This window comes from Clostridium sediminicola (assembly GCF_050402865.1).
GTDB lineage: Bacteria > Bacillota > Clostridia > Clostridiales > Clostridiaceae > Clostridium_AF > Clostridium_AF sediminicola.
In genome coordinates this window covers 171,651-194,575 of the sequence record NZ_BAABMF010000005.1, presented here as the reverse complement: position 1 = coordinate 194,575, position 22,925 = coordinate 171,651, and the positions used below count along the sequence as shown (strand labels likewise).

Below are 22,925 nucleotides of genomic sequence, written 5' to 3'. Positions count from 1 at the left end.
TTAATTGAAATTTTTAGATTTTATTAATGGAGAGACAACAAGTATAATATTATTTTTTTTAGGTTTTTACGGTCTCGTAGTAAGAAGAAATATTATAAAAACAATAATTTCTTTTGGTATAATTCAATCTGCAATAATATTATTTTTCGTAACTATAAATTTCGATTCTGGAGATGTGGCACCTATTGGTTCAAATCTAGGAAATCATGTTGCAGATCCGGTGCCTCAGGCTTTAATGATAACTGCCATTGTAATTGGAGTTGCTGTTACAGCTGTTTCTCTTACTATGTTTATAACACTATATCATAAATTTGGTACAACAAATTGGGAAAAAGTAAAAAAGAAAAGGGTGGGCAAATAATGATAAATTTATATGTTTTTATATTAGGACCCATTTTGATAGCCACACTTTTATACTTGTTTCAGAGAAAGTATACAAAATTGTTTTCCATTATATTTCAGTTTATATTATTTATATTATCAATTAAAAATTTTATATATGTTAAAAATAATTCTATAATAATTGAGAATTTAGGTGGGTGGAATAATAATTTAGGAATTACATTGAGAGCGGACTTGCTTTCATCTGTTTTAGTTACGTTAACATTATTTTTGTTTCTAGCAATGCTAATATACAGTTATGATAAACATTATATTAGTAGTTTATTTTTATTTCTGTTTCTTATACTTCAATCTTTGATAATAGGAGTGTTTTACAGCGAAGATTTATTTAATTTATATGTTTTATTAGAAGTATCAACTATGGTAGTAAGTGTATTAATTATGTTTAAGAAAGATAAAAGATCTATTTATGATGGTATGCTGTACCTTTTGATTAATATAGCTGCAATGACTATGTTTTTGTTTGCTATAGGATATTTATATAAAGTATTTGGTGTACTTAATATTTATAGTATTAGTGAAAAAATGGTTTATATAAAAGATAATAAGATTATGATATTCCCATATGCACTAATGATTACAGCCGTGGGTCTGAAATCTGCTTTGATGCCTTTATTTAGTTGGCTTCCAAAAGCTCATGGAACACCAAGTGCTCCTTCTATTGTATCTGCTATATTATCAGGATTATATGTAAAGACAGGAATTTACTTATTTATAAGAGTCCAAGATATGTTTCTACCAGCTTTTGATACAGCACATATTTTCTTGATAATGGGGTTGCTAACAGGTATTGCTGGATTTTTTCTAGCCATATGTCAAACAGATATAAAATTAATTTTAGCATATCACACAATATCGCAAATTGGATTAATTATGGTTGGACTTAATTATCCAACAACATATTCATATTGGGGTGGGATTTATCACATATTAAATCATGCAATATTCAAGTCTACACTATTTTTAACTGCGGGCTTGATTATTGAAGAGTATAATACAAGAAATATTTATGAAATTAGAGGGGTATTCAAAAGGATGCCATTAATAGCTATAGCCTCAATTTTAGCTATTTTTGGTATAACGGGAGCACCACTTTTTAATGGGAGTATTTCAAAGTACCTTATTCAAAGTGGCGCTAAAGGAACATTAATGGAATATGGAATAATATTAGTGAATTTTGGTACAATAATTTCCTTTATCAAATATTCTTCAATGTTTTTCAATGATAAAAATAAAAAGTCAACTGAGAATAATGTGAAAAAGAACAAAAGAATTAAAATAAATAGAACTTTAGTGGTATTGGTATTAGGAATGGTATGTTTTTTAGGTGGTATATTAGGTGAACAAATTGTTTATATATTATTCAATCAAAAGATTCATATAAGTGTTGAAGCATATTATCATAAGGCACAGATTTATTTTATAAGCCTGGTTGGAGGATATTTAGTTTACAAATTTGTAATACTTAGATGGCATTTGCTGCATAAAGTTAGAGAAATAGAACTAAGTTTTAATTATATATGTCTTTCTATAGTTAGTTTCTTTTTCTTTATGACCATTATAATGAACCTTGTTGTTTAAAAATAACAATTTCCAAAGTAAATATTATGAAGAAAATAATATTTAATAGTACATTGCGATATGGACATTTATGAGTGATAAGTGACAAGTGATGAGTGACAAGTTATGGATACCTTTCGATAAATCGAAAGCTTTTAATTAATTAATTAATTAATTAAAAGATGAAATGATTTCTTTTGCGTCAGCAAAATATAGATAAAGGCTTAATTTAAGATTTTCTGCAAGAAAATCAACCACAACTTGTCACTTGTAACTTATCACTTGTCACTAATAAAGATAAATCTCCGAAGTAGTTTATATATTAAAGCACTTACAACTTATAACTAAAATAAAATGTGAAGCTTGCTTCGTATTTTATACCACATAAACCGGTGTTCCCATAGGAATATTGAAAAAGATAAATTTGGCATTGTCAATGGCTAATCGTACACAACCATGGGATATTGCTCTCCCTAGAGTGCCGTTTACAACTTGACCTTTATTGTTTAGTAAAACAGTGTGAAGACAATAATCACCATAAAAGGCTGTGAAGTATTTACAAATGATATTGCTACTAACCCTAAAATAGTAACCTTTGGCACGTACAGAATAAAGTCCTTTAACAGTTGGGCTAGATGAACAGCCGGATGCACAGGAAAAAGTCTTTATTAGTTGCCAATGTTTATTTACACTTGAAAATATATTGACATTTTGATTACGAGTATTTATCCAAATGATATAATTTGTTTTGCTTTCTATATTTTTCTTTGTTATATATTCTTCCGCACTTTTTATATAATCAGGTGAAATTTCATCACCTATGTCCGATCTTGTGAGTGTTTTTAATTTGGTTTCTTCAGTTGCAAATTTATTTAGTTCTTTTAATGTTTCAGGGCCAACAATTCCGTCGGGAGACATTCCTAATCTAAATTGAAAATTTAACACAGCGTCTAAAGTAGCTTGACCAAAAAATCCTGTTAATTCAATGTTATAACCAAATTTGTTCAATTTCTTTTGGATTTCTTTAACATCATCACCTTTATTGGTAAGAACAATTCTTTCTCTAAATTGGACTACAGGAGGACATACTCGCTGAAGGGTTTTACTAATATATAACTTTTCATTTTGTAGACTATGAACCTCGTCTAAAGGTGTTTTAGTATATTCAGATTCATTATCATCAATTTTAATGTTATTACCATCCATTATTTTTGGTAAAGTTGCATTACGATAGCTGATAAATATGGAAAATACAATTAAAATGAAAAATAATAATCTCACTATCTTTTTTGTCAAACATCTCACCCTCTACTTTTCATGTTTTAATTTAGCTTTCAAGAAGTTAACTGAAAGTCATATACTATTTCTATTTAATAAGAAAAATATATATGCTTGAAATTTATAAAATCATTAAAACATGAAAAGTAAATAATTTAACAAAAAAGCAAAAGAGCAAGCGGTAATCGCCTGCTCTAATATAGTGTTAACAGAAGGTTTAATTATAGTATTTACTCCTTACATTGGTCATCGTAACATAGTTACTTGCAACATGAGCTTACTTTACTGCGATTTTTCACTAAAGAAAATCGCCCTGAATCTCCAATAGAGACACCTCCAGTAAAAACAAATCATAGACTCGTAAATAGACAACTTAAGAAAAGTTATCTAATAGTTACTTTCCTCACTATCCCTAAATTCTTTCAATAATTAAATCCCTCTGACATTTATTATGGTTCCCGATTACTAAAAATATATTCATAAAATATTTAACTATATAACTATAAAATGGATTAAAAAGAAAAAGTGAATGAAATAATATTAATTTGTCGAAATAGGCAAAAAATTGATTTAAAATGGAGTTTGCTATATAATCAATCACATGAGGGATTTACAATAAATTTTGAGCGGTGGGGCTATGATGAATATAAAAATAACTTTTTACAAATTTACATTTGCTTTTATTTTTATTTTTTTAGTGGTTATAGGTATAAGTAATAATGTATGCGCAGAAGAAATATATAAAAAGAATATCCTAATACTTGATTCCAATCATGATGGATATAAGATTTCTAATGATTTTATACTAGGAACTAAATTTATTTTCAAAAAAGATGAAGAAGTTCCGGACTTTATCCTTGAGCACATGGATAGTAAGAGGTTTAGTGAAAAAGAGTATTTTGAAAGCTTAAAAGAAATGTATTCCACAAAATATAAAGATAAAAAGATTGATTTGATTGTATCTATAGATGAACCAGCATTTGAATTTCTAGAAAAATATCATGAAGAACTTTTTAAAGATGTTCCAGTGGTTGCTACAGCAGTGAATTATTTTGATACAAAGCGGATTGAAGAAAATGAGGAGTTCACAGGTATATTACAAAATATTGAAATTAAACCTACTATTGATATTGCATTAGAACTTCAACCTAAAACAAAGAAAATTCAATTTATAATGGATAAAACATCAATAAATCCGTATTATAGAAAATTAGCAGATGATGTAATGAAAAACTTTCAAGGTAAGCTTAAATATTCAATTTTTGAGACTTCAACATTAACAGAACTTGAAGAGGAGTTTAATAAATTAGAATCAGAAGATGGAACTATTGTTTTTATGTTTCCAACATATTTTGAGGATCATGGTAAATATATATCATGGGATCATGGTATTCAATCAATAATTGAAAATTCAAATGTACCAGTATATACATCATGGGCTATATATCTTTCAAAGGGTATTGTAGGTGGTAAGTTATCTTTTGCATTTTTCAACGCAAGTGAAGCTAGTAATTTAGTGAAAGAGGTTCTTGCTGGTACACCTCCTTCACAATTAAAAATTAAGGAATCAAAAACAGCTAAATACAATTTTAATTATCCTGTATTGGTAGAAAAATTTGGACTTGATATAAGTAAAATACCTGAGAATAGCAAAGTAAGTGGGGAACCAGATACAAAAGTTCATATTGAAAAGAAAAATTTATATGAATACTTTGTGATTCTAATTGTATTTTTAATTTTGTTGATTATTTATTTGTTAGCAAATATTCTAAGAAGGAAAAAGGCTGAAAAAGGATTAAAAGATGCAGAAAAAAGGAAAATACTTCTTAAACAAATGGAGAAGTATGAAAAGTTAAGGTCTGAATTTTTTGCTAATATATCCCATGAGTTGAGAACTCCTATTAATGTAATAACAAGTGCACTTCAATATATTGATATGGTTTACGAAAATGGAAAGTTTGAAGAAAATAAAGATAAGGTATTTAGGTATAGGGACAGTATGTACCAAAATTGCTATAGATTATTGAGGTTAATAAATAACTTAATCGATATTACAAAAATTGATTCAGGATATCTTGAAATAAGTAAGCATAATTATAATATTGTTAATGTAGTTGAAGAAGTTACTATGTCTGTATTTAGTTTAGTTGAAAGCAAAGGAATTAATTTGGTATTTGACACAGACTTCGAAGAGAAAATTATGGCTATTGACCCAGATATGATTGAAAGAATAGTTCTAAATCTATTATCAAATGCTGTTAAGTTTACTGATAAAGGGGGAACTATAACTGTATTTATGCATGATAAAGGAGATGAAATTGAAATATCCGTAAAAGATAGTGGTATCGGTATTCCAAAAGAAAAACTTAATTTAGTATTCCAAAGATTTGTACAAGTTGAAGAAACTTTGGAAAGGAATAAAGAAGGAAGTGGTATAGGATTATCATTAGTTAAATCTCTAGTAAACTTACATAACGGTGAAATTAGAGTAGAAAGTGAATTTAATAATGGCGCAGATTTTATAGTACAATTACCGGTGTTGATTAATGATGGTGAGGAGTGTGCGGATATATCATTCGTTAAAGAATTAAATACAGAAAAGGTAAATATAGAGTTTTCAGAAGTATAGAGAAAAAACATGTTAAGTATCCAGAAAAAAACATTGTAGCATTCTAATTTGTGTGCTATAATCAATAAGAAAATGAATATCTTTAAAATAGTCCAGAGAGGCTGGTAAGATTAATATTGTTATAAAAAGCATATGATATGCTTTTGATTAGTGTGATTATAACTTCTTGCCAGCAGGTAAGAAGTTTTTTTGTAGTTAAAAAATTATAAATTTTTAATTCAGTCCTGTGAGACTGGAAAGAGGAGGCTTTTTTTATGTCAGAAAATGTTTTAACAAATTCAAAAGAAACATCAAAGGGTTTTGAAAATTCAAAGAAAGTGATTTTAGCACTTCAACACTTGATTGCAATGTTTGGTGCAACAGTATTAGTTCCAATAATTACAGGTTTTAATCCAGCGGTTGCATTAGTAGCAGCAGGTTGCGGAACATTAATATTTCACTTTTGTACAAAGAAAAAGGTTCCAGTATTTTTAGGCTCATCTTTTGCATTTATCGGAGGGATTTTAACCGTAAAGGCCGAGTTTGGTGATTTGGCATATGCACAAGGTGGAATCATAGTAGCAGGATTTATTTATATATTGCTATCATTCGTTATTAATAAAATAGGAGTTAAGCGTCTTAATAAAGTTTTACCTCCACATGTAATCGGGCCAATGATTATTGTAATTGGTATGAGTTTGCTTCCAGTGGCAGTAGATATGGCTGGAATAGCTATTACAAGCTCATCTATAAATGTTGCTTTCCCACAAGTTTTTATTGCGATTTTAACATTCTGTACAGCTATAGGAGTTAATAAATTTGCAAAAGGATTTGCAAGACAGTTATCAATATTAATTGCAGTAGTATTTGGATATATAGTATCAGCAATTGTAGGAATATTAGATGTATCAGCGATGACAGATGCTCCATTAGTTGCGATTCCAAGTTTCACAGCACCAAAATTTGCTTTAGGAGCAATTCTGATGATAGCTCCAATAGTTTTAGCAGTATTCATGGAGCACGTAGGAGATATTACTACCAATGGTTCTGTAGTAGGAAAAAACTTTGTTCAAGATCCAGGTTTAAATAGAACATTATTAGGTGATGGACTTGCTACTTTGTTTGCAGGTTTTATAGGCGGACCAGCTAATACCACTTATGGTGAAAATACAGGAGTTCTTGCAATTACTAAAAATTATGATCCTGCAATACTTAGATTAGCGGCGGTATTTGCTATAATACTTGGATTTGTAGCTAAAATAGGAGGATTTTTAAGAACAATCCCAGTTCCAGTAATGGGTGGAATAAGCTTTATGTTGTTCGGAATGATTTCATTAATAGGTATTCAAACAATCAAAAACAATAAAGTAGAATTTAATACTAAAAATATAATAGTTATGGCTACAATAGTTATAATTGGATTAGGTACTGTTTATCTAAGCAAGTATTTTAATATCAATTTAGGAATTCCACTATCAAAGACTAATGAAGGATTGAAACTTACAGGTCTTAGTTTAGCAGCAATAGTAGGAGTTATATTGAATGTAGTTTTGAATGGGGTAAAATCAGAAAACTAAAATATTTTAATGATATATAACACTTCCTTTCCTGTTAAATGGATTGGGAGTGTTTTTTTTATTGTTTAGGAAAGTATAAATTTTTCTGATGATTAAACGATGTTTAAATGCTGTAAAATCAATATCTTGCAGGGTTATGTAAAATAATTACACTAATTTATACTTTCCATCCTTCACTAGCCTAAAAAAGCATATATAGCGTAAAAGTCATCGTAACAAACTTTAGAAATTCTTGTTCATTTTCGTAATATATGCGTTAAGAAAAATTATTGTTTGAGCTTGCGAGTTATAATTTTTTAGCATTTATTTAAGAAAATGAATTAGAATTTCTTAGTGAAGTGGAGTGATTTTCTAGCTATATATGCCTTTGTTCTTGTGGTTTAAAACAATGCTGATATTAAAATAGATTTGAAATTGAAATAAAATACGAACTAAAAGAGTGACAAGTGATAAGTTACAAGTGACAAGTTAAGGTTGATTTTCTTGCAGAAAATCTTTAACTAAGCCTTTATCATCTTCGATGATGGGATGATGTACTTTTGCTAACGCAAAAGTAATTATTTATCTTTTGTTCAATTAAAAGCTTTCGCTTGCGAAAGGTGTCCACAACTTGTCACTTATCACTTGTAACTATAAATTTGGAACTTGTTCGCAATTTATAATTATTGCGTAAGTTTATTCTAATTAACAAACTATAAAGTACAGTATAAAAAAAGTGAATATTGTTACAAAAAAGCAGAATAATTATACTTATTTTTATAAAACACTTGAAATTAGAGGCATTAAATAATATAATTTATTAAATTAAGTAAATCTAGGGGTGAATTAAATGAAATGTTCTAGAAGGATTTTAGGGGTGGAAGCATCACCGGTAAGGAAGCTTGTTCCTTATGCTAATGAAGCGGTAAAAAACGGGAAAAAAGTATATCATTTAAATATAGGGCAACCTGATATAAAGACACCAGAATTATTCATGGATGCAGTTAGGAAATATGATAAAGATACAATAGCCTATGTGCCATCAAATGGATTACCAGAGCTTATAGATGCTGTAAGGGGTTATTATAGCAATTATGGAATGGAGTACGCATTTGATGAGGTACTTATAACACAAGGTGGTAGTGAAGCATTATTGTTTACTCTATTAGCACTGCTTGATGTAGGAGATCAAGTGTTAGTTGTTGAACCTTATTATGCTAATTATAATACTATTTTTAGAGCATTGGAAATAGATGTAGTAGCAATAAAATCAAAATCAGAAGAAGGATTCCATTTACCATCGAAAGAGGTTATTGATGAAGTTATCAAAAATAATCCAAAAATAAAAGCAGCTTTAGTTACTAATCCTAATAATCCTACGGGAACGGTATATACAAAAGAAGAAATGAAACTTATTACTGATGTTGTAAAAGAAAATGATATTTTTGTTATATCAGATGAGGTATATAGAGAATTTGTATATGAAGGATCAGAATGTGCAAGTTTAGGTACAATGGAAGGCTTGGACCAAAACCTTATTATTATTGACAGTATTTCAAAGCGTTATTCCGCGTGTGGGGCAAGAATCGGATGTGTTTTATCAAAAAATAAAGAAGTTATATCTCAAATATATAAAATGTGCCAAGTTAGATTGGCAGCTCCAGAACTTGAACAAATAGGAGCTATTGCACTATATCAAACTCCGCAAACTTATTTTAAGGAAATTAATGCAGAATACACTAGACGAAGAGATGTATTGTTTGAAGAACTAAACAAAATGGAAGGTGTTGTATGCTTCTTACCAGAAGGTGCTTTCTACACAATGGTAAAGCTTCCAGTTGATGATGCAGAAAAGTTTGTTATATGGTTGTTAAGTGAATTTGAAATTGATGGTGAAACCATAATGATGGCACCAGGGGAAGGATTTTATGCAACAGAAGGTGCAGGAGTAAATGAAGTAAGAATTGCATATGTACTAAATGAAAAAGATTTAAGAAAAGCTATGCATATATTAGGCGAAGGATTAAAGCAATATCCGGGGAAAACAAATTAGTTTTAATGCACAATGCACAATTCACAATTCACAATTGTGAAAATATAGTGACAAGTTACAAGTGATAAGTGACAAGTTACAAGTGATAAGTGACAAGTTGATGATACCTTTCACTCTATGAAAGCTTTTAATTAAACAAAAAATAAAAATATTTCTTTTGCATAGCAAAAGTACAATTTCTTTCATTGAAGATGATAAAGGCTTAGGTTTAATTTTTTCTGTCAGAAAATAATCCTGAATTTATCACTTGTCACTACTATAGATTATAGATAAGTTTTTTAAAACTAAGAATAAATTATTAAGGAAAGAGATTGTTTAAGAATAAGTTCTACTAATTTCATTTAAAAAACATATAGAGTTTTTAGTTCAACTAATTATTTATACAAGTCCAAAACTCATAAATACCTGAGATTTTGTACATGTATAAATAAAGTTTCACAATAAAAACTCTTAACCAAATATTTTTAAATGAAAAGTAGAACTAATTCTTAAGCCAACTCATAATAGGGGGGCTTTATTTTGGAAAAAGTGGTTGTGGCAAAGTTCGGGGGAAGTTCTTTAGCCAATGCAGAACAATTTAAAAAAGTAAAAAACATAGTAGGAGCAGATGCGAGCAGGAAATTTATTGTTCCTTCAGCACCAGGAAAAAGAAGTAGTGATGACTATAAGATTACAGATTTATTTTATCTATGTCATGCTCACGTAGAACAAAATATTTCTTTTGACGGTGTGTATAAATTTGTAGAAGAAAGATATTCTGGTATCGTCAAAGATCTTGGATTAGATATAGATATAAACAAGTATTTGGCAGAAGTAAAAGAAAATATTACTAAAGGTGCTAGTAGAGATTATACTGCAAGTAGAGGGGAATACTTAAATGGTTTGATTTTATCAAATTTTTTAGGATATGATTTCGTTGATGCAGCTGAATTGATTAAGTTTGATGAGGCAGGATGTTTTGATTCCGTATTGACAGAAAATGCTATTGGAGAAAGATTTGCGAAAGATAAAATAGGAAAAGGTGTTGTAATCCCAGGATTTTATGGTTCAATGCCTGACTGTGAAATAAAGACATTCTCAAGAAGTGGATCAGATGTAACTGGTTCAATAATTGCTCATGGAGTAAAAGCAGATTTGTATGAAAACTGGACTGATGTATCAGGTTTACTAATGACTGATCCTAGAATAGTAGAAAATCCAAAACCTATTGCAAAGATAACTTATAAAGAACTTAGAGAGTTATCTTACATGGGAGCGAGTGTTCTTCATGAAGATGCAGTATTCCCAGTATTAGAAGATGGAATACCTATAAATATCAAGAATACAAATAGACCAGAGGATAAAGGTACATTAATAGTAGGAGATAATGAAGTTGACAACGTAGGATCTATTACAGGTATTGCAGGTAGAAAGAATTTTACAGTAATTGCTGTAGAAAAAACTTTGATGAATGCTGAAATTGGATTTGGTAGAAGAATGTTATCGGTACTTGAAAGTTATGGTGTATCTTATGAAAATACTCCATCTGGAATAGATACTATGTCTGTTGTAGTTGATGATTCGCAAATCAAAGGAAAGTTAGATAAGATATTAAAAGAAATAACTAGAACGTGTAATCCAGATGCTATTCATGCTATACCAAGCATGGCATTGATTGCAACTGTTGGTAAAGGGATGGCTCGTTCAGTTGGTGTAGCAACAAAAATATTTGGTGCACTTGCAAAAGAAAATGTAAACATAAGAATGATAGATCAAGGTTCTAGTGAAATGAATATTATAATTGGTGTTGAAAACCATGATTTTGACAAAGCAATAAAAGCTATATATAAGGAATTTGAATAAAAAGAAATTATAAAAGTTATTAAAGGATGATTTTGGAAAATCATCCTTTTGTTTTATGCAAAATTCATATAAATGTAATAATATTTAGGTTTTACATTTCATAAATTTATGTTATAATTTCAAAGAACATTGTGAATTATAATGCATTAAAACTGGAAATATATTCTGTTAAATTTATTTAAATAAAATAAAGTGGTTTATAAAGTATTAATTTGGACAAAATAAGATAACGAAGGATATTTAGAGTAAGCAAATTATATTTAAAAATTAAAATAGTAGCCTTTTTATTAAGGAATATAAGTACATATTGGTAGTGAAAAATAGGTTTATGGGGGTAGACTGATGAATGAAGTTAATGATTATATAAGCTACGTTAATAAAAATGAACAAGATATGTCTGAAAAATATGAAAAGAGTTTTGGATACTTTTTAGTAAAAAGATTGATAGATTTGATTGGATCTATTTGTGGATTGGTTTTACTAAGTCCTCTCTTGACTGTAATAGCAATAATAATAAAATGTGATTCAAAAGGACCAATTTTCTTTGTTCAAGAAAGAGTTGGTTTTGCTGGAGAAGTATTTAAAATGTATAAATTCAGGTCAATGTGTATGGATGCAGAGTGTAAGCTTGATGGTTTGAAGGAATCTAATGAAATGTCAGGTCCTATGTTCAAAATGACTGATGATCCACGAATAACAAAAATAGGTAAATTTATCAGAAAAACAAGTATTGATGAACTTCCACAGTTATTGAATGTTTTAAAGGGAGAAATGTCTTTAGTTGGACCACGTCCTAATTTGCCTAGAGAAGTAGTTCAATTTGAAAATTGGATGAAGGATAAATTTTTGTGTAAACCAGGATTAACTTGTTATTGGCAAGTTATGGGTAGAAACGATATTGATTTTGAAGAGTGGATGGAACTAGATATAAAATATCTAAAAGAAAGAAGTGTTTTCGTGGATATAAAACTGATTTTTCAAACAGTTGGAGTGTTGTTTGGAGATGAAAAAGCTAAATAAAGTCAGAGAGTGGTGAATTATGAATATTTCTGTTATTATAGTGAATTACAAGAATTATGAACTTACTGAGCAATGTGTAAAATCTGTTATAAATACTGTTGAATCAAAATTAGACTATGAAATAATAATTATTGATAATAATTCACAAAATGAAAGTTTTAATTATTTGAAAAATAAATTCAAAGAATATGATTTTATAAAAGTCATTGAAAATAATAAGAACGTAGGTTTTGGGGCTGCAAATAACTTGGCGGCTTCTAAAGCGACTTCAGAATATTTATTGTTTTTGAATCCTGATGTTGTAGCGTTAGATGATTCTATACTTTCAATGTATAATAGAATACTTAATGATGAAAATACAGGATTGATATCATGCAAATTGCTTAATGGAGATATGACATTACAATATTCATGTCGTAGATTTATGAAATTTGGAGATTTTTTGTTTTCTAGAACACCTTTAAGACATCTTATACAATCGAATAGAGCTAATGTTATAGATGATGATTATCTGATGAAAGATTACGACCATGCTAGCGAAAAGAAAGTTGATTGGGTAATGGGATCATGTATGCTTTTGAGCAAAGAAACATTTAATAAAGTAGGTGGATTTAGTAAGGAATATTTTATGTATTTTGAAGATGTTGATTTATGCTATAAAATTAATGCTATAAATAAAGGTGTTTTATATTATCCGGAAGCTAAAATGATCCACTTGCATAAACAGCAAAGTAAAAAAAATATAAACAAGCTTACTTTTATTCACTTGTCTAGCATGATTAAATTCTATAAGAAAATATATAAAAACAATAAAAGAGGAATCATGGGAATCAATACAAACCAAATTAATATGACGGAGGTTGAAGATGATTAACTCGAATGAAAAATTTAATAGTATATGGTTATATATAATACTTGCCGAATTAGTTTTTGGAGGATTAGGTCATTTGTTTGGACTTCCAATTAGAAATTCTATTTTTGCGTTTACTTTTTTCTATGCAATTTATCTCGTTATAAAAAGAGGAGCTACAATAAAAAAGAGGACTTTATTATATATTTTTGTTATAATAGGGTATGGAGTTTATGGTTCTATAATTGGATTGATACATGGGAATGCAATTAGGGACATTATTTCCAACGCTAATGTTTTTGCGGCTATACTATATAGTGTGATTTACTTGGTGTTGATTGATAGTAATAAGAATGTTTTAAAAAAACTTGTTGATTTGTTTGTAATTTATGCTGATATTTTAGCTATAATAGTATATGGGATTTTCCAATGGAGTAATTATGCTATAATGAATGGAATTAATCCTGTAGAGTTATTAGTTGATTTCCAAAAAATCACACAATATGGATTGATCACTCAATTGTTGTATGGAAATACATATGCAAAAGTATATGCATCAGGAGGTATATTCTTTCAAGTAGCTTTTGCTATATGCTTGCTTAGATTAGCTTATATGGACAAAATCAAACTAGCGAGTTTTGAAGCTATTAGTATCATAATATTGATTATGGGTATTATTTCAACTGGAACACGTGGATATTGGTTAGGGGCTTTCTTAGTTATTGGATTCACTATTTTTGTTATAAAAGGAGCAAAGAAAATACCTTTGATTTTGAATTTTTTATTAATAACTATAATTGCAGCAACATTGGTAGTTGCACCAGGTATGACAATGATGAAAATCTATAGTGATTCTACTTCAACAACAGAATCAAATCATAAGGGTGGATTAGTAGGTGATATTTTCAAAAGAGCAAATTCAGCTACAGATTTTTCAGAAGAAGAAATTTCAAATAATTTAAGAGGGGTACAATTTAGACATCTTATGAATAAGGTAAAAGAAAATCCTGTGTTTGGAAGTGGATTTGGTAGTAGAATAGAAGCTTACGCTGAAGAAACAGAGAGGGGTTCTCTTGATTTTGAACTTTATTATTTTGAATTATGGTATAAAACAGGAACTGTAGGTATGTTGATATTGTTTTTAGGTGTGGCTCATTTGTTCTATAATTGTTATAAAGTTGCATTACGTTGTAGTCGTGACGAATCAACATTAATAAAAGGCTGGACAATTGGATTTATATCTGTCGGTGGTTCAAGTGCTACAAATCCATATCTTGCAGGTATGTTTGGATTCTTTATTTTGGTGTTTTTGATTGTAATAATAGATTTGTTAGATAGGGATAGTAAAGAAATTTATTTAGGGTTTTGATATGAAGTAATATAATATAAAGGGGGGCAAGCTTTGTTTAACAAGAAATTTAAATCAATTCTTTTGGGAGTACTGATACTTTCAATTACTTTGGCTTTTTCCGGAAATATTGCCAACGCGGCAGGAACAAATGGTTGGAAGTCTAGCGGGAATAGTTGGTATTACTATGTAAATGGTAAAATGAAAACTAATGCCTGGGTACAAGATTCCTTTAAACTATGGTATTATATGGGATCCAATGGAGTTATGAAAACTAATTCATGGGTTCAAGATTCAGCTAAAACATGGTATTTTATGGGGAGTAATGGAGCTATGAAAACAGGCTGGGTTAATACTGGAGGTAAATGGTATTACATGAAGTCAAATGGAGCAATGAAAACTGGTTGGCTTTCAAGTGGTGGCAAGTGGTATTATATGAATACTAGTGGAAGCATGGTTGCAAGTAAATGGATTGTTTCTGGTGGTAAAAATTACTACATGAATGCTGGTGGTGATATGGCTGTTAATACAAAAACGCCAGATAACTTTTTTGTTGGTGCTGATGGAGCATGGGATGGCAAACCAGCAGGTGGAGATGATTCTGATGATTCTAATTCGGAATCATTTAATGTTATATCTATAGAATAATATACTTTTTTTAAGAATAATAGTAATTTGAATTAAAAAATATGCTTAAACGCTTCCGAAGCAATAAAGAAGCTATAAAAAGTAAGTTGGTCTTAAAATAAATTTAAGCCAACTTATTTTTGTTATAGAAGAAATATGATATAATTTCTGTGTACAACAAAGAAGAGGAAGGAATGGATAAAATGCTTATTAATAATTTTAAAATATCTTATGCTCAAAAGGATGAAAATAGGATTTCTAAACTTGCCAAGAAACTTGATCTTGAAGATTTAAATTCTATAAACGATATTAAAGAAAATGCTATATCTTTTAGAACGATATATATATATGAAACAGAAGAGTGTGTAGAGGCAAAAGTATTTATAATAAATTCAACAAAACAAAATATTAATTTTGATTATCTACCTTTGAAAATAATAAATAAAGATAAAGAAGTAGTTGCATCTGAATACATTAAGTTAGTTGATATTGGAGAAATACCTCCAATGAATATAAGACCTTTTAGTATATTCTTTAGTAAGAATAGTTTGGTAGTAACAAAAATTATAGATGAAGAATGTTCAGTGATAATGGAACATGATAAAATGGGAGCCAAAATATCCAATAGAACAACTATAGAACATATTGATAATAATATACCTCTATATGATAAAAGAATTATTGAAAAGTATGTAGAAAATATGCCACCAATAATAACAAATAATTTCAAAATAAATCATTACAAAAGTGGTATTGATGAAGATAGAAATATTTTTTCTATTGTAATATTATCTAATGGATATGATAAAAATTTAGAAGTCGCTAATCTTAGTGTGATTTATATGGACGAAGGTGACATAATACAAGCAAAGAAAAGAATTAAAAAATCACCTACAGTAAAAGCCAATTCTACATCTGTTATAAAAATAATACTAAATAAAGATGATATTATAAAAGAAACTTTTAATCCAGAAAAATGTAAAGTGAAATTTGCATAATTATAATATGGGATCGTTTAAGAATAACTATTACTAATTCTTAAGCCGACACTAAAGAGAGGGAAAAAATGAATATTCTAAAAAAAGTATTTAAAGATTATAGCAAAAAAGAAGTAAAAAAACTTCTGCCAATGGTAGATAAAATAGAAGCATTAGATGAAGAAATTCAAAAGCTTAGTGATGAAGAATTAAAAGAAAAAACTATTGAGTTCAAAAAAAGACTTCAGGATGGCGAAACTCTAGATGATATTTTGGTAGAGGCTTTTGCCGTAGTTAGAGAAGCATCTTTTAGAGTATTAGGATTGAAACATTATAGAGTTCAATTAATAGGCGGTATAGTATTACATCAAGGCAGAATATCTGAAATGAAGACTGGAGAAGGTAAAACTTTAGTGGCAACACTACCATCCTATTTAAATGCATTAGCTGGAAATGGAGTGCATATAATCACTGTTAATGACTATTTGGCAGAGAGAGATAAAATGCAAATGGGACAAGTTCATGAATTTCTAGGACTTACTACAGGGGTTGTAATACACGATCAGAACCCGGATGAAAGAAGAGAGCAGTACAATTGTGATATTACTTATGGAACAAATAGTGAAATAGGGTTTGATTATCTTAAAGATCATTTGGTAGGGAGAAAAGAAGAAAAGGTACTTAGATCTTTAAATTTTGCTATAGTTGATGAAGTTGACTCTATTTTTATAGATGAAGCAAGAACTCCACTGATAATATCAGGTAAAGGATCAAAATCTAACGAAATATACAAGGTGGCAGACTCTCTTGCGAAATCTCTAATTAAAGAAGTGGATTTTGAAATTGACGAAAAAACTAAATCAGTTTTATTAACAGAAGAAGGCATAGAGAAGATAGAAAAGTTTTATGGTATAGAAAATTATGCTAATCTTGAAAATTTAGATATACAACATCACACATTTCAAGCAATGAGAGCTAATTATATAATGAAGAATACAGTGGATTATATGATAGTAGATGGTGAAATTATGATAGTGGATGTTTATACAGGAAGAGCAATGGAAGGTAGACGTTTTAGTGAAGGGTTGCATCAGGCAATTGAAGCCAAAGAAGGGGTGGAAATTCAAGATGAAAACACAACTATGGCTACAATAACCTATCAAAACTTCTTTAGACTTTACAAGAAACTTTCAGGAATGACAGGAACTGCTGTAACAGAAGAAAAGGAACTTAAGGAAATTTATAACACAGATGTAGTAGTAATACCTACTAATAAACCAATAGCAAGAGTTGATAGAGAAGATTTGATATATAAAACAGAGCTTGGAAAATTCAAGGCGATAGTAGGGGATATAATAGAAACTCATAAAACAGGGCAGCCATTATTAGTTGGAACAGTTTCTATAGAAAAATCTGAATTATTATCAACTATGTTAAAAAGAAAAAGAGTACCACATCAAATTTTGAATGCAAAGTATCATAAAAAAGAGGCTGAAATAGTATCTAGAGCAGGAAAAGTTGGTATGATAACAATAGCAACAAATATGGCTGGTAGAGGAACAGATATAAAACTTGATGATGATGCTTATAAGGCTGGCGGACTAAAGATTATAGGTACAGAAAGACATGGCTCTAGAAGAATAGATAACCAGCTTAGAGGGAGAGCGGGACGACAAGGGGATATAGGTGAGTCTGTATTCTATGTGTCCCTAGAAGACGATATAATTACGAGATTTGCTGGTGAGAGAGCTGAAGCTCTTGAGAAGAAGATGAAACTCCTTGAGGATGTAGCATTAGATCATAAAAAAGTAAAAGAATTAGTGGAAGATGCTCAAAGAAATATAGAAGGAGAACATTTTTCTCAAAGAAAAAATCTTATTAAATATGATGATGTTATAAATGAACAAAGGAAAGTAATCTATGACCAGAGAAATATTGTAGTGGAAAGTGTCGATTTACAAGAATATATACTTTCTATGTTCAAAGAAGTAATAGACTGTGAAGTGGATGCTTGCGTAATGAACGATGGTTATGAAGAAGAAGAACTCCCAAAATTGATAGAATTATTTAGAAATCTTTATTGTGGAGCTATGGAAATAACTAAAGAAGAATTGATGAAGCTAAATGGAGCAGAGATCAAAGAAAGATTATACTCTATAGCATTAGCAATATACAAAGAAAAAGAAGAGGGTTTTAGTGAGGAATGGAATAGAATTCAGAAGAGTACAATACTTAGGTTAGTTGATACTAGATGGATAGGACATATGGAAGAAATGGATAATCTGAAGCAATATATAGGTTATCAATCAATGATTCAAAAAGATCCAGTTATAATGTATAAATTACAGGGAAGCGAACTTTATTTAGAAATGTTATATAAATTGAAGAAAGATATTATCAAATCAATTTGTTATATAAAACATGGTAATAAAAGATAAATATATAATGGTTAAAGTACAAAAGTAATCAGTTTAACTTATTTTGTGCTTTAACCATCTTTTTATTTAAACTAGGAATTTTTGTGGATTATTAGAATATATATAGACTTGTAGGCAAGAGTTATTGTTGAAAAGAGCTTTTATACATACAAGAAGAATTTACCAAGTATGAAATATGGAAAAAAGGGTTGTAAAATGAATATTTTAGTATTATAATTACCTATAACTTCTAGTAAATACTCAACGATAAATATTTACAATCTAGTAACAAAAAAAGTCTTGCATACTTGGACAAGTTCTATTACAATAATATTGTGGTAGAATAACCCATACATAGTATATTATGCTTGGTATAGAGATTTTAAAACTTAAGATTATGTATATTATATAAATTTCTTGTTTTAAAATCAGGTTATTTGTTATAGTCTTTATGTTGTGAATTTTATGAACAACATAAAAAAAATATAAAAAATAAAAACAATAAGTTCAACAAGGGGTTTTGAAATTTCTTGCGAACTTATAAAATTAGGAGGAAAGATATTAATGAAAAAGTCAAAGAAATCATTAATTAGTGCAGTTACAGTGTTAAGTTCAGTAGCTACTATTGTAGCACCAGCTACTACAGCTTTAGCTGACACAACAAACGGTTGGGCTGTCAATGGACAATCATGGAACTATTATAATAATGGAGCTATGGTTAAAAATGGATGGGTTCAAGATGCAGGTAAATGGTATCTTATGGGTGCTGACGGTTCTATGGTAACTGGATGGGCTCAAGCAGGTGGAGTATGGTACTTCATGGGTGCTAATGGTGCTATGGTAACAAATACATGGACTCAAGATTCTGCTAAGAACTGGTACTACATGGGTGCTAATGGTGCTATGGTAGCAAACGGATGGGTTCAAGATGGTACAAGCAAAAAATGGTACTTCATGGCTGCTAATGGCACTATGGAAGTAAACAAATGGATTGTATCTGGTGGATTCAATTATTATATGGGTGCAACTGGATCAATGCTTACAGATACTACAACACCAGACGGATATAAAGTACTTGCTAATGGTACTTGGGATGGAAAAGGTAAAGAAGTTCCGGTACCTGAAAAATTAGAAATTAAATCAGTAACTTCAATTAATGCAGCTCAAATCCAAGTGAAATTTAACAAAGCTTTAACAGAAGCTGATTTAGAAGAAGCAGAAGACTTAGATAACTATACTTTAAATGATGTAGATGGAGACGAAATTGATGATGTATTTGCTTCAGTTGATGCAGAAGAAGGTTCAGACGCAGCTATATTAACTGTAGATCACGCAGCAGTAGTAAGTGAAGATTATGAAAATCAAACTAGTTATGAATTAGTTATTGGTGAAGATGTTGTTGGAAAAGAAGTAACTAAAACATTTAAAGTTTCTGATTTTGAAATTCCAGAAGCTGTGTCTGCAGAAGTTACTGGAATAAGAACAATAAAAGTAACAATGACTGAGCCTATTTTTTCTGATGACTATGAAAAAGCTTTCGAAGTTAATGATGGAGATTATTCAATAGAAAAAGTTTATTCTAGTAACAATGGCAAAGAAATGAATGTTGTTCTTTTCAGTGACATAAAAGATGGTGAAGAATTAACAGTTGCTGTTAAATCCGAAGCAGAAGACTTTGCTGGATATTCATTAAAGAAAGATACACTTAAAATAAAAGCAGATTTTGATACTTCAGCTTTAGCTATAGCTAGTTATAAAAAAGCAGAAGATAATGAAATAACTTTAGTATTTAATAAAGATATTAAGTTCGCTGATGATACAGATGCTACTCAAGTAGCTGTAAACACTACTAGTGGTGACTACAAAGGTTGGACTGATATATCTACGGATACACAAGACGGGTTATATCATAGTTCTTCTAAAAATAAAGTAGAAGCTGCAGAAATAGATGGTAATGAACTTACATTATACTTTGCAACTGATGATGAGTTACCAGAAACTGCTTATGTATATGTAGATGCTGATGTTTTAGAAGATTTATGGGAAACAAAAAATAATGATTTATTCATAAAAGTTAATGCAACTAAAGATCAAGTTAAACCAGAAGTTAAATCAGTTGAACAAGATGAAGATTCTAATGATAAAATAATCATTAAATTCTCTGAAGATATAGATGAAGATTCAGCAGAAGAAAGAGATAATTATACTGTTACAGACAAAAATGATGATAAAGTTAGAGTATCAAAAGCAGAAAAAACAGATACTGATGAAGTAACTTTAACATTATCTAAAGATTTAGAAAATGGCGATAAATATGAAGTGGTAATAGAAGATGTTGAAGACAAAGCTGGAAATAAAATGTCTGATGCTACTGAGAGCTTTGTAGCTGTAGAAACATCAGCAGTTACTGTAACTGACTTGACTTTAAGATACTATGATGAAGGTACAAGTAGTCAAAAAATAGTTGTTGACTTCGATACAAAAATGTTAGCTGATGGAAGTAGATATGCTATAGATAATCTTGATAACTATGATATGGATATCGAATATACAACTGCTGGCGGTACAAAAACGAATTATTCTATTAATTTATCAGATTATGATGATGCTTCTGTAAGAGCAATAGAGAATGATAATAAAGTAGAAATTAAATTACCAGGTAATGATCCTGACTTAGATGATGCTTTTAGTTTCAAAGTTACTGATGGTGATTCAATTAAGATTACTATGACAATAAGTAAAGTAGACGATGCTAATGAAAATAGAACAGATATAATGCAGAAACTAGTTGATGCAAAAGATTCTTCTTTAGGATTAGATGATGTTGATGAATCTCCAATAGCTGTAGATACAGAAACTATTAAAGTAGTATTAGAAGATGAATTTGATTTTGATAAGAATGATATTTTCCTTGAATACACTAATGGTAGTGCTGAAAAGGTTAAAATAATTCCATCTACTACAAAAGTTACTAAAGCTTCAGGAGTAACAACTATTACTTATACTTTAAAAGAATCTGATCAATTAGCATATAATGGAAAAATTGATGGAGCATATGAAGTTCATGTTAGAACTCTTGCAGATCCAGCTGATATTAAATCAGAAAATAGTTTTGGAGATAAATTAGTTGCAGATGCTGACTGGGTAGTAATGGATGAAATAGCTCCAGAATTAGCTTTGATTGATTTAGATGCAACTAATAAGACTTCAATCGTAGACGTAGCTCTAGACGATAGAAGTGACTATGATGATGCAGTAATAGTAACTGCTTTTGATGCTGATACTTATACTGCTACAGTAGTATTAAACTTTGAAGAAAAAATATTTAATACTAATCCGACTAAATATTTATTTGAAACTGATGATAGCAAAGCAGATGTAGAAACTGTAGCTATAAGTGGTAAAACAATCACATTAACAATTAAAGGTGATGGTGATGATTATAAAGTAGTAGATGATTTCTTAGGATTAGGAATCTCAACTGGTAGCAATGAAATATACGATGATGCTGATTATGCTCCACTTGATAATGATCGTAACAGTGCTGTAGTTAGTACAGAAATAGAAGCTGTAAATGATGCTGCAGTAGCATTAGCTAAAATAGATGCATATGCAGGAGATAATGCAAAACCAGAGCCAACAGTTGCAGATTATACAGTAGCAGGAGTAACAAAAGTAAATGCCGAAAACTTAGCAGCAGTAAACGCAGCAATAGATGCTAAAGCTCTTGGAGAGGCAGATACAACAGTTAAGATTCAAGCTATAGTAGATCCAGTAGCAGAAACAGAAGCATTAGCTAAAATAGATGCTTATGCAGGAGATAATACAAAATCAGCTCCAACAGTTGCAGATTATACAGCAGCAGGAGTAACAGGAGTAACTGCTGGAAACTTAGCAGAAGTAAACGCAGCAATAGATGCTGTAAATGCTGGAGATGCAGATACAGCAGTTAAGATTCAAGCTATAGTAGATGCACTATAAGCTCAACCTTTCAGGTTTCGCAAGGACCCCAGGGGTGTAAAATCTTCTAGGACCAAGCTATTAAGTAAAAAATGAAACAATAAAGAATCGTCAGAAATGGCGGTTCTTTTTTTTGTCCCCCAAAAGTATACTCTATCATCAATCATTACTAAAAACTAAAATGCTTATAATTTCATACATTAATTATAATTAAGTAGTTGAACTTTAAATTTTTGAAATAACCATAATATTTTTAATAAAAAAATGATTAAAAATATAAGTAAATCAGTAACTTTCTATAATATTATAAATGAATAATAAAAATAATTCATTATGGTATTGGAGGGAATCTAGGTATTATAAACACATATATGAATAAATTGTTAATTTATAATGAGCTAGCTAGTAGTAATCTCATACCACTCTA

Annotated in this window: 13 protein-coding genes and 1 pseudogene; 13 read left to right on the top strand and 1 reads right to left on the bottom strand. The window is 29.7% G+C overall.

Going from position 1 to position 22,925, the window contains the following annotated elements; genetic code table 11:
- Positions 1-4: 4 nt before the first annotated feature.
- Positions 5-361: a sodium:proton antiporter gene (locus ACQ3F0_RS11260; RefSeq protein WP_428865345.1), complete on the top strand. Its 357-nt coding sequence runs from the start codon at positions 5-7 to the stop codon at positions 359-361.
- A complete protein-coding gene (locus ACQ3F0_RS11255) occupies positions 361-1,983 on the top strand; it encodes a complex I subunit 5 family protein (protein ID WP_428865344.1) in 1,623 nt (540 codons plus the stop codon). The genes ACQ3F0_RS11260 and ACQ3F0_RS11255 overlap by 1 nt, the downstream gene beginning before the upstream one ends.
- Before the next feature lie 354 nt (positions 1,984-2,337).
- Here ACQ3F0_RS11255 and ACQ3F0_RS11250 read toward each other — a convergent pair whose 3' ends face one another.
- Positions 2,338-3,258, bottom strand: coding sequence for a L,D-transpeptidase family protein (locus tag ACQ3F0_RS11250; RefSeq protein WP_428865343.1), 921 nt, complete (start codon positions 3,256-3,258; stop codon positions 2,338-2,340).
- Between the two features lie 622 nt (positions 3,259-3,880).
- Between ACQ3F0_RS11250 and ACQ3F0_RS11245 the strand changes: the two genes are divergently transcribed.
- The 11 genes and pseudogenes from ACQ3F0_RS11245 to ACQ3F0_RS11195 all read left to right on the top strand — a co-directional run bounded on the left by ACQ3F0_RS11245 (position 3,881) and on the right by ACQ3F0_RS11195 (position 22,519).
- Positions 3,881-5,869, top strand: coding sequence for a sensor histidine kinase (locus tag ACQ3F0_RS11245; protein ID WP_428865342.1), 1,989 nt, complete (start codon positions 3,881-3,883; stop codon positions 5,867-5,869).
- Positions 5,870-6,123: 254 nt separating this feature from the next.
- A complete protein-coding gene (locus ACQ3F0_RS11240) occupies positions 6,124-7,425 on the top strand; it encodes a uracil-xanthine permease family protein (RefSeq protein WP_428865341.1) in 1,302 nt (433 codons plus the stop codon).
- 829 nt (positions 7,426-8,254) lie between these two features.
- Positions 8,255-9,457: a pyridoxal phosphate-dependent aminotransferase gene (locus ACQ3F0_RS11235; protein WP_428865340.1), complete on the top strand. Its 1,203-nt coding sequence runs from the start codon at positions 8,255-8,257 to the stop codon at positions 9,455-9,457.
- 519 nt (positions 9,458-9,976) lie between these two features.
- Complete coding sequence (locus ACQ3F0_RS11230; RefSeq protein ID WP_428865339.1) at positions 9,977-11,299, top strand: aspartate kinase; 1,323 nt, start codon at positions 9,977-9,979, stop codon at positions 11,297-11,299.
- Between the two features lie 342 nt (positions 11,300-11,641).
- On the top strand, positions 11,642-12,319 hold the full coding sequence (locus ACQ3F0_RS11225; RefSeq protein ID WP_428865338.1) for a sugar transferase: 678 nt from the start codon (positions 11,642-11,644) through the stop codon (positions 12,317-12,319).
- A 19-nt stretch (positions 12,320-12,338) separates the two neighbouring features.
- Complete coding sequence (locus ACQ3F0_RS11220; protein ID WP_428865337.1) at positions 12,339-13,193, top strand: glycosyltransferase family 2 protein; 855 nt, start codon at positions 12,339-12,341, stop codon at positions 13,191-13,193.
- Entirely contained in the window at positions 13,186-14,538 is a 1,353-nt protein-coding gene (locus ACQ3F0_RS11215) for an O-antigen ligase family protein (protein WP_428865336.1), read from the top strand. The genes ACQ3F0_RS11220 and ACQ3F0_RS11215 overlap by 8 nt, the downstream gene beginning before the upstream one ends.
- A 33-nt stretch (positions 14,539-14,571) precedes the next feature.
- Positions 14,572-15,165, top strand: coding sequence for a hypothetical protein (locus ACQ3F0_RS11210; protein ID WP_428865335.1), 594 nt, complete (start codon positions 14,572-14,574; stop codon positions 15,163-15,165).
- Between the two features lie 173 nt (positions 15,166-15,338).
- Positions 15,339-16,142, top strand: a complete 804-nt coding sequence (locus ACQ3F0_RS11205) for an SLAP domain-containing protein (RefSeq protein WP_428865334.1) — start codon at positions 15,339-15,341, stop codon at positions 16,140-16,142.
- Between the two features lie 68 nt (positions 16,143-16,210).
- Positions 16,211-18,541, top strand: a pseudogene (secA, locus tag ACQ3F0_RS11200) (preprotein translocase subunit SecA); the annotation flags it as partial.
- Positions 18,542-19,102: 561 nt separating this feature from the next.
- Positions 19,103-22,519, top strand: a complete 3,417-nt coding sequence (locus ACQ3F0_RS11195) for an Ig-like domain-containing protein (RefSeq protein ID WP_428865333.1) — start codon at positions 19,103-19,105, stop codon at positions 22,517-22,519.
- The last annotated feature ends 406 nt before the right edge of the window (positions 22,520-22,925 follow it).

Bases quoted from the DNA above. Each gene is read 5' to 3' on its own strand.
- ACQ3F0_RS11255 (WP_428865344.1), top strand. From the start codon at position 361: ATGATAAATTTATATGTTTTTATATTAGGACCCATTTTGATAGCCACA.
- ACQ3F0_RS11245 (WP_428865342.1), top strand. From the start codon at position 3,881: ATGAATATAAAAATAACTTTTTACAAATTTACATTTGCTTTTATTTTT.
- ACQ3F0_RS11240 (WP_428865341.1), top strand. From the start codon at position 6,124: ATGTCAGAAAATGTTTTAACAAATTCAAAAGAAACATCAAAGGGTTTT.
- ACQ3F0_RS11235 (WP_428865340.1), top strand. From the start codon at position 8,255: ATGAAATGTTCTAGAAGGATTTTAGGGGTGGAAGCATCACCGGTAAGG.
- ACQ3F0_RS11225 (WP_428865338.1), top strand. From the start codon at position 11,642: ATGAATGAAGTTAATGATTATATAAGCTACGTTAATAAAAATGAACAA.
- ACQ3F0_RS11220 (WP_428865337.1), top strand. From the start codon at position 12,339: ATGAATATTTCTGTTATTATAGTGAATTACAAGAATTATGAACTTACT.
- ACQ3F0_RS11215 (WP_428865336.1), top strand. From the start codon at position 13,186: ATGATTAACTCGAATGAAAAATTTAATAGTATATGGTTATATATAATA.
- ACQ3F0_RS11205 (WP_428865334.1), top strand. From the start codon at position 15,339: ATGGATAAAATGCTTATTAATAATTTTAAAATATCTTATGCTCAAAAG.
- ACQ3F0_RS11195 (WP_428865333.1), top strand. From the start codon at position 19,103: ATGAAAAAGTCAAAGAAATCATTAATTAGTGCAGTTACAGTGTTAAGT.